Genomic DNA, 14317 nt, shown 5'->3' with positions numbered 1-14317 from the left:
CATTGCATGGAACCTAAGCACGGGCGGCTGGGGCCGGGGGGTTCAGGCATGTCAAGGAGAGCTTCTTGAAAGGAATTATCCTTGCTGGAGGCAGTGGAACGCGTCTTTATCCACTAACATTAGCAGTCTCTAAGCAAATTCTGCCGATATACGACAAGCCGATGATCTATTATCCGCTGAGCGTTCTGATGCTCGCGGGTATCCGTGAAATTCTGATCATTTCGACGCCGCGTGACCTGCCGATTTTTCGCGATCTGCTTGGCGATGGATCGGAGTTCGGCCTCGACCTGTCCTATGCCGAGCAACCGCAGCCCAACGGGCTGGCGGAGGCCTTCATCATCGGCCGCAATTTCATCGGCAAGGACAACGTGTCGATGATCCTCGGCGACAACATCTATTTCGGCGATGGGCTGTCGCAGCTTTGCCGCGACGCTGCCTCGCGCGAAAAGGGCGCTTCGGTGTTCGCCTATCATGTCGAGGATCCCCAGCGTTATGGCGTGGTTTCCTTCGACAAGGCCACGGGAACGGCGCTGACGATCGAGGAAAAGCCGCAGGTGCCGAAATCCAACTGGGCGGTCACCGGTCTCTACTTCTATGACAACGACGTCGTCGACATCGCCCCTGCCATCCGTCCCTCGGCGCGCGGCGAGCTCGAGATCACGGCGGTCAACAACGTCTACCTCGAGCGCGGCCAGTTGCATGTGCATCGGTTGGGGCGCGGCTTTGCCTGGCTCGACACCGGCACGCATGACAGCCTGCATGAGGCCTCGTCATTCGTGCGCACCATCGAGCACCGCCAGGGCATCAAGGTCGCCTGTCCCGAAGAGATCGCCTTTGAACAGGGTTGGCTGACAGTGGACCAGGTTCTGCGTCGCGCCGACCACCTGGGCAAGAATGAATATGCCGCCTATTTGCGCCGGCGTGTCGTCGACCTGTCGGAGGGCTAGGCGTTGGAGGTCAGGCCCCTTGGCATCGATGGCGTGCTGGAAATCGTGCCGAAGCGACATGGCGACGCGCGCGGCTTCTTCGTGGAAACCTACAATGCCGAGCGCTTTTCGCAGGCCGGCATAGACCTGGCTTTCGTGCAGGACAATCATTCCTATTCCGCCGCGGCGGGCGTCTTGCGAGGGCTTCATTATCAGCTTGCGCCGCGCGCGCAGGACAAGCTGCTGCGCGTCATCCGGGGCAGCATTCTCGATGTCGCGGTCGACATTCGCCGCGGTTCGAAAACCTTCGGAAAATGGGTCGCTCTCGAAGTGTCGGCCGAAAAGGGCAACCAGATTCTGGTGCCGAAAGGCTTCGCGCACGGCTTCGTGACGCTCGTGCCTGACACCGAGGTCCTGTATAAGGTGACCGACACCTATTCGCAGGCGCATGACCGGTCGGTCCGTTTCGACGATCCCGCCATCGGCATCGAATGGCCGTCATTGACCGGCGGGTTCCAGCTCTCGGACAAGGACCTCAAGGCGCCGCTGCTGGCCGCCGCCGAGGTGTTCGCCTGATGGGTCACGTGAGGACAGCGGCATGAATTTTCTGGTGACGGGCGGTGCGGGCTTTATCGGTTCGGCGGTGTGCCGGCATCTGTGCGCCAACCCGGCCTATCGGGTGACCAATCTCGACAAGCTTACCTATGCGGGAAACCTGGCCTCGCTGCGGCCGATCGAGAACGCACACAATTATCGCTTCGCGCAGGCCGATATCTGCGACGAAAAGGCGGTGCTCGACATCCTCCGGCGCGACGATATCGACATCGTCATGAACCTTGCCGCCGAGAGCCATGTCGACCGCTCGATCGATGGGCCGGGCACCTTTATCGAGACCAACATCGTCGGCACCTACAAGATGCTCAATGCCGCGCTGGAGTACTGGCGCGGCCTGCCCGAAGACAGGAAGAGCCATTTCCGCTTCCATCATGTCTCGACCGACGAGGTGTTCGGCGATCTTCCCTTCGACGGCGGCATGTTCGTCGAGGAAACGCCCTACGCGCCATCCTCGCCCTATTCCGCCTCGAAAGCGGCCTCGGACCATCTGGTGCGGGCCTGGCACGAAACCTATGGCCTGCCGGTCGTGCTTTCCAATTGCTCGAACAATTACGGACCCTACCACTTTCCCGAAAAGCTGATCCCGCTGGTCATCCTCAATGCGCTCGATGAAAAGCCGCTGCCGGTCTATGGCGCCGGCGCCAATGTGCGCGACTGGCTGTTCGTCGAGGATCACGCGCGCGCGCTGGAACTTGTCGCGACCAGGGGACTGCCGGGCGAAAGCTACAATGTCGGCGGCAATTCCGAGCGGACGAACCTGGGCGTCGTCGAGACGATCTGCGATCTGCTCGACATCAGGCGGCCGCGGGCAGGGGGCAAGAGCTATCGCGACCTGATTTCCTTCGTCACCGACCGCCCCGGTCATGATCGCCGCTATGCCATCGACGCCTCGAAGATAGGCCGGGACCTGGGCTGGGCGCCCAATGAGAATTTCGACAGCGGCCTCGCCAAGACCGTCGACTGGTTTCTCGACAACACATGGTGGTGGGGACCGATCCGCGAGCAGCGCTATGCCGGTGAACGGCTGGGCGAAGCACGCAAGGGGGCGGCGTGAGGCTGGTTGTCACCGGACGCGACGGACAGGTCGCGGCAAGCCTTGCGGAGGCCGGCCAGGCGGCCGACGGCGTTGAGGTCATAGCCATTGGCCGTTCGCAACTCGACCTTGGAAGACCCGACACGGTGATCGAAGCCATCTCGGCCGCGAAGCCGGATATCGTCGTGTCGGCTGCCGCTTACACGGCGGTGGATCAGGCCGAGGACGAGCCCGATCTGGCATTCGCGGTGAACGCCGTCGGCGCCGGCAAGGTGGCGCAAGCGGCGGCGCTGCTTGGCGTTCCCGTCATCCATCTATCGACCGACTATGTCTTCGACGGCACCAAGGACGCCGCCTACGTGGAGACCGACGCTACCGCACCGCGCAGCGTCTATGGCGCCTCCAAGCTTGCCGGCGAGCAGGCGGTTGCAGCAGCCAATCCGCATCATCTGATCCTGCGCACGGCATGGGTCTACAGCCCGTTCGGCAAGAATTTCGTGAAAACCATGCTGCGGCTGGCCGCCGACCGTGACGAGATCGCGGTGGTGGCCGATCAATGGGGAAATCCAACATCGGCACTTGATATCGCCGACGCAATCCTGCATGCGGCGGCACAGTTGCACGAGGGCGCCGCCACATCCGGCATCTATCATCTGGCCGGAACCGGCGAGGCCAACTGGAGCGGCTTTGCCCGCCATATCCTCGACACAAGCCGCGTGTTGGGTGGTCCCTGGGCGCGGGTACGGGACATTGCTACGATGGACTATCCGACCAAGGCGCGCCGCCCCGCCAATTCCCGGCTGTCGAGCGCGAAATTCGCCGACGTGTTCGGGTGGAGGGCGCCGGACTGGCGGCAATCGACGGAAGCGGTGGTGCGGCGGCTTCTAACCGGTGAGACGAAACAGGCATTGACGGCATGAACAAGCACCCTTCACCTGAAAACATGCGCGATTCCGCGCCCATCGACGAGGCGGCGCCGAAGGCGCGCAAGCCGAAAGCAGGCAAACGCACCTGCATCATGGTGCTCGGCATGCATCGCTCGGGCACCAGCGCGCTGACGAGGGCGATCAGTCTGCTCGGCGCGGAACTGCCGAAGAACATGCTGGGCGCCAATCCGACTAACCCTGCCGGCCATTGGGAGCCCCTGCGGCTGGTAGGACTTCATGACCGAATGCTGGCCGAGGCCGGCAGCCGATGGGATGACTGGCGGTCCTTCGATCCCGCTGATCTCGGCGCGGCGCGGCTGCGCTTCTACAAGGCCGAGATCGCGCGGTTGATTGACGAGGAATACGGCAACTCGCCGCTTTTCGTCCTCAAGGAACCGCGCATCTCGCGTTTCGTACCGCTTTATGCGGAAATCCTGAAGCGAATGAACGTAGACGTTCGCTATGTCCTAACCCAACGCAATCCTTTGGCGGTGATCGCTTCACTCGAAAGGCGCGACGAGTTTACCTTTGGTTTCAGTGCACTGCTGTGGTTGCGGCACGCACTGGAGGCCGAACGCGCGACGCGTGGCAAGCCTCGCGTTTTCGTATCGTATGAGGCCATGCTTGAAGACTGGCGCATCGACATTGAGAAAATTACCAGCGCGCTGCAAATTGACTGGCCGCAATCTATCTCAGAAACACGAGCGGCTCTGTCCTCCCATTTTTCGACTGACCATCAGCACCATATCGCAAGCGCGGACTTACTCGACGCCGATCCACGTGTCGTCGATTGGATAAAGCAAGCTTACGATGCGCTAAGAGACCTGGAGACGGATTCTGCGGACGCAACCGCATTGGCGCGGCTCGATAATGTTCGGATTTCATTCGACACTGTCACTCCGGTGTTTGGCGAAGCCTTCTTTGCTGAGATTAACTCACGCGTTCAGCGATCGGTTCAGGTAGGTTCGCAGGCGCAAAGCCTGGCGGATGAGAGGGCTGCAGAACTTAACCGGCAAACGGAAGAGTTGGAGCAACTCCGTCAAGAAGCGGGAATGAAAGGCGAAAAAATAACTCAACAGGAGAAAGATCTCCGCCGCTTGCTGGAAGAACATACGTCGAACAATTACCGCCACACAGCCGAACTCAAAAAACTTCAGGTGAAAGTGGCGAGGAAGGATGCAGAACTCGTTCGAGCTTGGGATGCCGTCAGTCGTTTGACGGAAAAGCTATCTCTCGGCGCCGAGATTCTGAAATATCTGGAAACAAAGGAACTTGCTGCTCCTCAAGCTGAGTTGCTGGCGGAGGTCGAACGCGAACGACAACGTTCGTCCTACGCCGAAAGCCGGGTGCACTTCTTAACCCAAGAATTGGAGGCCAGTCGTACCGCTCATGCAAATATGCTGCTGGAGAGGGATCGAGTTCTCGCCGAGAATCAAGCCGTTCACGACAGCACGTCTTGGCGGCTGACATCCCCTCTTCGTTCGGTCGCGCGCTTCGTCAAGCGTACGTCATTCGATGTTGGCTACCCCCTTTCAGTTCTTTGGAAAGTTGGAACCAAGCTTTCTCTTGTGCCAATACGCGAGGTGCGAGCGGCGGGCATCATCAGGAAATCCGGTGCTTTCGATAGAGAGTGGTATCTCAGTAATAATCCTGACGTTGCCGAGTGGCGTATTGATCCCTTGCGACACTACGTTGTCTTCGGCGCTAAAGAGGGGCGCGATCCTAATCCGCACTTCAGTAGCAGCTATTATCTACGCCTCAATCCGGATGTTGCGCTTGCCGGTCTAAACCCCCTGGCTCACTTCATAGCTCACGGCAAAGGCGAGGGGAGAGAGGGGCGAGCGAGCGAGCTTAGTTTAACAGTGCGAACGGTTCCGCAAAGTCCTCGACGTCTTGGCCCATTGGCTGCCTTTAAGCTGGCACCCGCTGCGCTGCGCTTCTCGGGTGGCTTCGCACCCCTTGCATCTTCCTTTTGGCGAGTGTTTCGCCGCGAGGGCGCGAGGGGAATTGCATATCGGATGAAGGTTCTGGAGCAGCGGAATGGCGGTGCGCGTCTGCCCGGTCCGCCTGCGTATGGGCTATCGGGTATCAAAGAAGCACCGGTTCGACGTTCAAAAGAGGTTCGCCGTCACATTGCCACTGTAGATATTATTGTTTGTGTTCATAACGCCTTGGAAGACGTTCGTAGATGCCTAGAGTCAGTGATAGCTCTGACGGTGCCACCCTACAATCTGATCATTGTGGATGACGGCAGCGACGAACCAACCGCATCATATCTCAAGGAGTTCATGGTCGGCCAGCAGGGCAGGCTGCTGAGGCATCCGGTTGCAGTGGGTTACACGCGTGCGGCCAATGCTGGTCTAAAAGTCTCCACCGGAGACTTCATCGTCCTATTAAACAGCGACACTGTCGTCACAACATTTTGGCTCGATCGCTTGATCGAGTGTGCTCAATCGGACAGCAAAATCGGAATGGTTGGACCTTTGAGCAACACTGCTTCGTGGCAGTCGGTGCCCTTGACCATTGAAGAAGGCGATTGGGCATTGAATCCACTGCCAGACGGAGTGGACGCGAATGGTATGGCCTTACGCGTGGCGGAGTGTTCTTCGCGCGTTTATCCCAAGGTCGGGTTTTTGAACGGTTTCTGCATCCTTGTCAGACGGTCTCTTGTCGAGGATATCGGTTACCTTGATGAGGCATCATTTGGCGAAGGTTATGGAGAGGAAAACGATTACTGTCTCCGTGCTACGGCCGCAGGGTGGCTCCTTGCTGTGGCCGAGGACACGTACATCTATCATGCGCAATCAAAAAGCTATTCGAATGAACGACGACGCAAGCTTGTCGAGCACTCTGACCTAGTACTGCGTGAAAAGCATGGTAGCCGCATTTTGGCATCTGTGGATGCGACCAGAGAAAACGCCGGTCTCGTGGCAATGCGCGCAAGGATTGCGGAGAGTTCGGAGCGTGCCCTGATTAGGGATCAAATTCGTAGTCGGCACGAGGGCCGGCGGGTCTTGTTTCTGTTGCCAGTTCGGGATTCTGGGGGCGGGGCCAATGTCGTGCTCACCGAGGCGAAATGCATGATGGGTGCGGGTGTAGACGTGACAATTGCAAATTTAAATATGCATAAGGATGCGTTCGAGCTTAGTTACCATGGTATGGAGGTGCCAATAATATATCTGGAAAGCCCGCAATCGTTGCCGGACGTAAGTGGCAATTTTGACGCGATAATCGCGACCGTTTTTTTTACGGTGGAGTGGTTGAGAGGGGTGAAATTAGATAAATCCCATAGGATCGGATACTATGTTCAGGATTTCGAGCCCTATTTCTTTGATGAATCGGATCCTCTTTATGCGCAGGCCCTGAGCAGTTACACCGCGATGCAAGATATGAAATTGTTCACGAAGACATCGTGGAATGCTGGGGAACTGGAGCAATTTGCTGGCGTTAAGGCATCGATTGTCGGACCTAGCTACGACGGCGACCGCTTTTTCCCTGGCACACGTGACGGCAAGGCCATCACACGGGTAGCGGCCATGATTCGCCCATCGACTCCTCGTCGCGCACCAGAACTAACCGCCTCTGTGCTAGAGCGTTTCTGTAGGGCTCAGCCAATGCAAGTGGAAGTCCACGTTTTTGGTTGCTCGCCCGAAGATCCTCTCATGAGGCGTTTCGCCCAGCTTCCAAATGCGGTGATAAGGGGTCACTTGGATCCCGACCAAATGGCGGATTTTCTCGCATCTATGGATATTTTTGCGGACTTTTCAGTCTACCAAGCCATGGGCTTAACCGCACTGGAGGCAATGGGTTGCGCTACAGCCGTGGTTGGACCGGCAAATGGAGGCTTGGCCGAGATCGTCACCCATCGCGAGGATGGCTTGATCGTAGATACGTCCGATGAAGACGCCTGCTATGAAGCGCTGGTGGAGCTTGTTGGCGACAGGCAATTGCTGGAGACAATACAATTGGCTGGTGTCAAAACTGCATCCAAATATTACCCCGAGAGATCTGCAGCTCGGATCCTTGATGCTCTATTTCCGAATGCATAATACGTTGGTTTGGGGTTGAGAACATTGCCGAGAAAACTCAAGGTCCATGTGTTGTTTGAAAGCGGAGATGGCAGGACTCCGTTCGGAGCTAGCTACATACGCCTGCTCCGGCCGCTAGGGCATCCTTCAATTGCAACGAGAATTGCATTGTCGGCCGGTGTGAAGCTGCCTGATGATGCTGCTGACGTTGTAGTGGTTGATCGCCTCTGGCGCCAAGATCTTGACGCCGGAAGGCAAGCTAGTGCGCAGGCCGCACTTTTCTCCGAGCTTGAACATAGGCGTATTCCCCTCGTATACGCCTTAGACGACAATCTTCTTGATTTGAATTCTGAACCGGGACGCGCACCTTGGCCGGGAGCGCTTCAACGAACAATATGCAGGCGCTTTATTCAGAAGAGTATCGGCGTCATCGTTTCAACTCCTACGCTAGCGAAGCGCATAGGTGGGCTGAACGCTAATATCGCTGTTCTGCCCAATCAAATAGACGATACGCTGTTTCAGCGTCCCGGACGGGAGGCTTCTTCCTCTTCGTCGCGGAAGTTGCGATTTGGATATATGGGGACATTCACTCATTTTGAGGATCTTTTGGGTGTCGTCCAGCCACTTCGACGATTTATGTCATTAAATTCCAATATCGAATTTGAGATTGTCGGTGTTGCTGATCCATCAGATGTTATTTCTGTATTCGGACAACTTCCAGTTCGTGTGATAAATGTTCCTCATGAAAATGTTGAGTATCCGAGATTTGTAAAATGGATGCAAGAGAAGGTAGGTTGGGATTTCGCAATCGCGCCATTAAACGACAGTTGTTTTAACAATTCAAAATCCGACGTCAAATTTCTCGACTATAGCGCCATTGGCGTTCCAGGAATCTATAGCAATGTCGCTGCTTATAAAGACACAGTGCGTCACGGTGAAAACGGCCTTCTAGCCAGTGCAAATTTTGACGAATGGGCGAACGCGTTGGATCGTATGATCCACGACGATGAAATGCGCCATCGCATTGCCGGCAATTGTTCAAATGAGGTGTGGGATTCGCGGGTCCTGGCGAAGCACGCGGGCAATTGGGTTGATACCATAGAGCGGTTCGTGGCGGAGAGCCAATCACAGCCTGCGCGGCGCGGGTTCAGTGCCATTGCTGCCGTTACTTCTTCTCAGATCGTGAGGGGCGAAGGCTCTCTCTTCGGCTTAAGCTCGGAGAACCCAGCTAACTCGCGGTCAGCAAAGAAAGCGCCACTCGATCATCAATTGAATAGGCACGAGAAGTTGCTATGGCACATTGACCCACAAGGTTTGGGCCTTGAGATAGGTCCGGGGTACAGTCCTCTGCTCCCTAAGGCTCAGGGTTATCGCGTTGAGACGCTCGATCACGCGCCCGCAGATGAGTTGCGACGAAAGTACAAAGGTATGGGGGTCGACACGAACCTAATTGAAGAAGTGGATTTCGTTTGGCAGGGTGAGCCTTTGGATGAATTGACCGGGCGTAAAGAGTATTATGATTTTGTCATTGCTTCACATGTCATCGAACACACGACAGATTTTGTTAGTTTTATTAGGCAGTGCGAATCGATGTTGAAACCCGGTGGAGTGATTTCATTGGCAATACCGGACTGCCGATATTGTTTCGACATTTTCCGGGGAGTCACGACGACAGGAGATGTTCTTCAAGCTTTTATAGAGAAGCGAAAGCGCCATACTCCAGGAACGATCTTCGACCACGTGTCCCTTGCAGCGTTTTTGGATGGCAAGCCCTCATGGTATCGTGGTGCTGCGGGTGATTTGAAATTTCTGCATACTTTTCAACAAGCTGAAGAATTGTACGAGAGAGCCCAGATGGAGGATAAGTATTTTGATGTGCATAATTGGAGGTTTACACCATCGTCATTTTCTTTGATCATGAGCGATCTTTTCTCATTGAATTTGGTCGAATGCTCGGAGCAGGTTTCGTTTGAAACCGTCGGCTACGAGTTTATCGTCAATATGGCGAAAGGTAAGTCGCCCATCGCTGATCGGCTGGAGCTGGCTCGTCGGATTCGCTCTGAGATTGCTGAATCTCGGGTTCCTGGCAATTAGGGCGTCGTAAGCAAGATATGCCAAATAAGGATATCGTATTATCTCTCATCCGCCGCGAGGTGGTGGGGCGTTATCGCGGCTCAATGCTCGGGTTGTTGTGGTCACTACTCAATCCGCTTCTGATGCTGGCAGTTTACACTTTCGTATTCGGTGTTGTGATGAAGTCGCGCTGGACAATTCCTGGTCAGGAGAGCGCCGCACATTCGACGGGTGAATTCGCAGTCATCCTGTTTTGTGGGCTCATCGTCTTCCAATTTTTCGCTGAAGTAGTTTCGCTAGCGCCAGGGTTGATTGTAGCCAATGCCAACTACGTCAAGAAGATCGTCTTCCCGATTCAGATATTGCCGGTGGTTTCGGCGGGTGCTGCGTTGTTTCATGCTGCCGTCAGTCTGCTGGTGCTGCTCGCTTTCGCCTACATCATCTTCGGCCACGTTTCTCTCACCGTGCTCCTGGCCCCGTTGGCATTCGGCCCGCTTATCGTGATGGTGCTTGGCATCGCCTGGTTGTTGGCATCAATCGGTGTCTATTTTCGTGACATGGGCCAAATCGTGACGCCGCTGGTGACCACCACGATGTTCCTGTCGCCGGTGTTCTTCCAGCGAACGTCGCTGCCAACCTGGCTACAACCTTGGCTGTCTCTCAACCCGCTCGCGATCCCAGTCGAGAGTTTCCGTGACGTCGTCATTTTCGGGGTAATGCCGGATTGGATGTCGCTTGGCTCCTATTCGGGTGCGGCGATTGTGGTGGCTGTTCTCGGGTATCAGTTTTTCCAGAAGACCCGCAGGGGCTTTGCCGATGTCCTCTAACGACTTTGCCATCGAGGCAGGCGAGCATACCTCACATTTTGCCATTCGCGTGCGCGATGTGTCCAAGCATTATGTCATGTTCGAGCGACCGGAGGACCGCTTCAAACAGATGATCGTGCCGCGGCTGGAGCGGCTGATCGGTCGTTCGCCGCGTCGCTATTTTCGTGACTTCGCAGCCCTGTCCGGAATTTCTTTCGAGGTCGGTCGCGGCGAGACAGTCGGCATTATTGGCCGCAACGGCTCTGGCAAGTCCACGCTGCTGCAGATCATTTGCGGCACGCTGCAGCCAACTGTTGGGTCGGTCGAGGTCAATGGCCGCATCGCGGCGCTGCTGGAGCTTGGTGCCGGATTTAACCCCGAATTCACCGGACGCGAAAACGTGTTCCTGAACGCGTCTATCCTCGGCGTGCCACGCAAGGAGATGGAGTGGCGCTTCGACGACATAGCGCGTTTTGCCGATATTGGCCCTTTCATCGACCAACCGGTGAAGACCTATTCGTCAGGTATGTATGTGCGGCTGGCCTTTGCCACGGCGATTAATGTCGATCCAGATATTCTGGTGGTGGATGAGGCCTTGTCCGTGGGGGACGAGGCGTTTCAGCGCAAATGCTACGCCCGCATTGAGGACATCAAGGACAAGGGCGGCACCATCCTTTTTGTCAGCCACGGTGCGCAAACCATTGTGCAACTATGCACGCGAGCGATTCTTCTCGATGGCGGTGAAAAGATCCTTGAGGGTAATCCAAAAGCTGTGACTGGTCAGTATCAGCGGCTGGTAAATGCGAGCCCTGACGGTGCGTCGGCGATCCGGTCGGACATCTTGGCTCTCAGCGGTTCATCTCCAGATGAATCCGCGGTAAGGCAAGGGCAGGCAAAGACGCACCAGCCACCGGTCAACGACCCGAGTGACAGTTCCCTCTGGACGGAAGATTTGGAAGGGTCCGCCGGGGCAGTCGCGGACATTAGCGATTATCTCGATGATGGGATGCAGTCTCAATCGCTTGAGTCACACGAAGAGCGTGGGGCGCACATTCACAGCATGCGCGTCCTGACTCTCAGCGGAAACCAGGTGAACGTGCTGCGTCTTGGGCGTCGCTATGTATTTGAATATCAAGTGGATTTCGACCTGAGTGCGCAGGATGTTGGATTTGGAATTTGGATTCGAACCATGGAGGGTTATGGGCTCGGGGGGGCTCAGACGATCCGTTCGCCAGGCCAAAGAACGAAGTCTGTGTACGCTGCGCAATCAATGTCTGTTCGTTGGGAGTTCTCTTGCTCGATGCTTCCAGGGGTCTATTTCCTCAGTTGCGGTGTTACCGGAACACGGGATTCCGAGCGCATTGTGATGCACAGAATTATGGATGCGCTGATGGTGAGGGTGGCTCCTGAAACCGGATCAATTGCCGTAGGGCGTGTCGACTTCGGTGCGCAGCCCTATATATCACAGCGACCGCCTCCGACGGCCTTAGGGATTGAGGATCGGTGAACTTGTGGATGGCAGCCGGGTCGATGCGTTCGAGTCATGAATCGTGAACCAACAGTAGCCTGGCTCCACTTTGACCGAATTCGCGAAGAGTTTCGGCAGTTTCAAGTGAGACTGTTCGTAGGAGAAAATATAACCGTCCACTTCATTCTGAAATATTGCAAAGAATGGGGATCCGGCCTCTGGTCCGTATATCGCCTTAAAGTCATACTGCGTAAGGTTTTCAAGGTTAAATATCATTGGCTGAAAACATACATGAAGTGAACTCGAGCGACTTTTTGAGACTTCTTGATATATTCTTTCAAGATAATCTTTTCTTATAAGGTCGTCGCTGTCAAGACCAACTTGAATTCGGTACGGAGGTAGTCCAACAACATCTCGCCAGTAAGTGAAATCAATATGATAGTTCTTAGCTCGCTCAACGTCTTCTGGCCTAACGAAGCCATCGGCTTCGGGGCGTACGCCGAAAACCCTGATTTTCTCAGAGAGTGCGAGAAACATGTCTCGATGCCAAGGGTTGCACCAGATGGCAATCTCGAACTCATTGACGGTCTGTGAGAGTATGCGAGGAAGCACTACAGAGCGAAAATACGCAAACCGCCAATCAAACCGCCGATCGCTTGGACCGTAATGAAACCTAATTACAAAAGCCGTATCCATCGTTTCCTGCTTAAAACTGTGAGAAGAGGATGGTTGAGCGCCGCATCGGAGCAGTCCGACGTTGCAATTCGAGAGTGGCACTTTTCAAGGATCGGGAACATCGGTGACGTGGTGAGCCCGGACGTGATTGAGCATGTCTCGCGCCATCATACAATATTTTCCGCTGATTCTGACCAGTCGCGACTTTTTGCAATCGGCAGCATCGCGGGCAGCGCGAACTCCAAGGCAATCTTGTGGGGCACTGGCCTCATGGATCCGGATCAGCAAGTCTCGCAGATTGCTGCCTCCAACGTATATGCGTTACGGGGCAAATTAACCCATCAGAAATTTAGATCGGCTGGCGTTGACGTTCCTGACATTCCGCTTGGCGATCCCGGTTTTCTGGTCTCCAATTTTATTCCTCGAATTGTTAAATCTGAGCAAAGGTTCCGTGTAGGCCTTGTTCCCCACTATGTGGATCGCCAGCATCCCCTTTTCCAGCGGCTTGTTCTCGAGGAGGGGGTAGTTGATCTTAACGTCCACGACGCACCCGCTGAGTTTTTTCGCAGAATGCAGTCATGCGACGCGATTATAAGCTCAAGCCTCCACGGGCTAATATTCGCCGAGGCGTTTGGCATCCCCAATCTTTGGATCAAGCTTTCTGATCGCGTCGTTAGGAGTGGGTTCAAATTTCGAGACTGGTTTTCTCTGGCAGATCGACCTCAGCTTCAGCCGTATGAACCGGCAAGTGACGTAAGAATTAATGAGTTGGTTGCTCGGGCCACCTTGCATGAGATGCAGATCGATCGTGAGGGTTTGATCAAAAATTTTCCCAACGATCGGGTAGGCGAGCTCTCTTATGATCTTGGAGAACGTTCCTATCTGACTTTGTCTTCATGTCGAGAAGCGCCTCTGCCGATCTTCGTAATTTCTTACAATCGCGGAACCTTCCTGCGGATTTGCGTTGAGTCCTACAAAAGAATGAAGAGAAATGTTGCGATAATTATACATGACAACGGGTCAGATGATCTGGAAACATTGCGTATACTTGATGAACTGGAATCTGAGGGGTGTGTTATTTACAGAAAGCAAAAGGTATTTACCCAAGATGATTTGAATAAAATTGATGAAACTATTAAGCATTATTTTTCTTCGTGGGCACAACCCTCGAGGTATGTTGTAACCGACTGCGACATCGATCTTTCGGTCGCGGATGCTGACACGCTAGACATTTACGACGAACTCCTCGATCACTACACCTCGGTGCAATGCGTCGGTCCGATGATCCGCATCCGCGATGTTCCGCACGATTATCCATTGTTCCAGGATGTTATGGCTCGCCACATTGAGCAGTTCTGGCATCGCAAGCCTGAATGGATAGACACATCGCATGGGCGGGTCGCCAGTATTGAAGCCGCAATTGACACCACCTTCGCGTTACACAGGGCTGGCGAGCCCTTTAGCAGAATGAAGACTGCCAGGCGTGTCTATTATCCTTTTGAAGCCGTGCACCTAGACTGGTATCTTAAGCCAGTTGACTATTCGTCCTCCACGTATTTCAAAACCTCTTCTGGTTCTATATCTCACTGGAACAACGAGGCGGCCGACAAGCTTGTGACAACTGAGCCAATGGAGTTCGGCGATTTCATCTATGTCGATGCAGATGCAGATGGAATTTTGGTTGAACGCACGCAATCGGTGGAGGCAAGGCGGGCCAGGACAGATATTCACTGATCGAGGTCTAGCGCCCTGACCGCCTCTTCCCGA

10 protein-coding genes are annotated in these 14317 nt (G+C 55.0%); 9 read left to right on the top strand and 1 reads right to left on the bottom strand.

What is annotated here, in order from left to right; all coding sequences use genetic code 11:
• Positions 1–65: 65 nt before the first annotated feature.
• The 8 genes from rfbA (at position 66) to NKI99_RS04480 (ending at position 11914) form a co-directional block, all read left to right on the top strand.
• Positions 66–947: a glucose-1-phosphate thymidylyltransferase RfbA gene (gene rfbA / locus NKI99_RS04515; RefSeq protein WP_023808535.1), complete on the top strand. Its 882-nt coding sequence runs from the start codon at positions 66–68 to the stop codon at positions 945–947.
• A gap of 3 nt (positions 948–950) precedes the next feature.
• Entirely contained in the window at positions 951–1502 is a 552-nt protein-coding gene (gene rfbC, locus NKI99_RS04510) for a dTDP-4-dehydrorhamnose 3,5-epimerase (RefSeq protein ID WP_127295709.1), read from the top strand.
• Between the two features lie 22 nt (positions 1503–1524).
• Positions 1525–2595, top strand: coding sequence for a dTDP-glucose 4,6-dehydratase (rfbB, locus tag NKI99_RS04505; RefSeq protein WP_352609918.1), 1071 nt, complete (start codon positions 1525–1527; stop codon positions 2593–2595).
• Entirely contained in the window at positions 2592–3494 is a 903-nt protein-coding gene (gene rfbD, locus NKI99_RS04500; RefSeq protein ID WP_352609914.1) for a dTDP-4-dehydrorhamnose reductase, read from the top strand. The genes rfbB and rfbD overlap by 4 nt, the downstream gene beginning before the upstream one ends.
• Positions 3491–7549 carry a glycosyltransferase gene (locus NKI99_RS04495; protein ID WP_352609913.1) on the top strand — a complete coding sequence of 1353 codons (4059 nt, stop codon included), beginning with the start codon at positions 3491–3493 and terminating at the stop codon, positions 7547–7549. The genes rfbD and NKI99_RS04495 overlap by 4 nt, the downstream gene beginning before the upstream one ends.
• Before the next feature lie 147 nt (positions 7550–7696).
• Positions 7697–9622, top strand: coding sequence for a methyltransferase domain-containing protein (locus NKI99_RS04490; protein WP_352609910.1), 1926 nt, complete (start codon positions 7697–7699; stop codon positions 9620–9622).
• A gap of 17 nt (positions 9623–9639) precedes the next feature.
• Positions 9640–10428, top strand: coding sequence for an ABC transporter permease (locus NKI99_RS04485; RefSeq protein WP_352609908.1), 789 nt, complete (start codon positions 9640–9642; stop codon positions 10426–10428).
• Positions 10418–11914, top strand: a complete 1497-nt coding sequence (locus tag NKI99_RS04480; RefSeq protein ID WP_352609906.1) for an ABC transporter ATP-binding protein — start codon at positions 10418–10420, stop codon at positions 11912–11914. Before NKI99_RS04485 ends, NKI99_RS04480 begins: the two co-directional genes overlap by 11 nt.
• On the opposite strand, the gene NKI99_RS04475 is transcribed toward NKI99_RS04480, so the two are convergent.
• Entirely contained in the window at positions 11894–12652 is a 759-nt protein-coding gene (locus NKI99_RS04475; RefSeq protein WP_352609905.1) for a glycosyltransferase, read from the bottom strand. The genes NKI99_RS04480 and NKI99_RS04475 overlap by 21 nt on opposite strands.
• Between NKI99_RS04475 and NKI99_RS04470 the strand changes: the two genes are divergently transcribed.
• The gene (locus NKI99_RS04470) at positions 12605–14284 is read left to right on the top strand and encodes a polysaccharide pyruvyl transferase family protein (protein WP_352609904.1); all 1680 of its coding nucleotides are present in this window, start codon (positions 12605–12607) and stop codon (positions 14282–14284) included. The two genes, NKI99_RS04475 and NKI99_RS04470, sit on opposite strands and share 48 nt — an antisense overlap.
• Positions 14285–14317 lie beyond the last annotated feature (33 nt).

It is taken from the genome of Mesorhizobium sp. M0239 (genome assembly GCF_040321815.1).
Lineage (GTDB): Bacteria > Pseudomonadota > Alphaproteobacteria > Rhizobiales > Rhizobiaceae > Mesorhizobium.
Note: the sequence above shows the minus strand (reverse complement) of the source record. Positions and strands in the feature narration are given on the sequence as shown.

Excerpts from the sequence above, each read along its gene's own strand:
- NKI99_RS04480 (WP_352609906.1), top strand. The coding sequence starts at position 10,418 with ATGTCCTCTAACGACTTTGCCATCGAGGCAGGCGAGCATACCTCACAT.
- NKI99_RS04495 (WP_352609913.1), top strand. The coding sequence starts at position 3,491 with ATGAACAAGCACCCTTCACCTGAAAACATGCGCGATTCCGCGCCCATC.
- NKI99_RS04485 (WP_352609908.1), top strand. The coding sequence starts at position 9,640 with ATGCCAAATAAGGATATCGTATTATCTCTCATCCGCCGCGAGGTGGTG.
- rfbB (WP_352609918.1), top strand. The coding sequence starts at position 1,525 with ATGAATTTTCTGGTGACGGGCGGTGCGGGCTTTATCGGTTCGGCGGTG.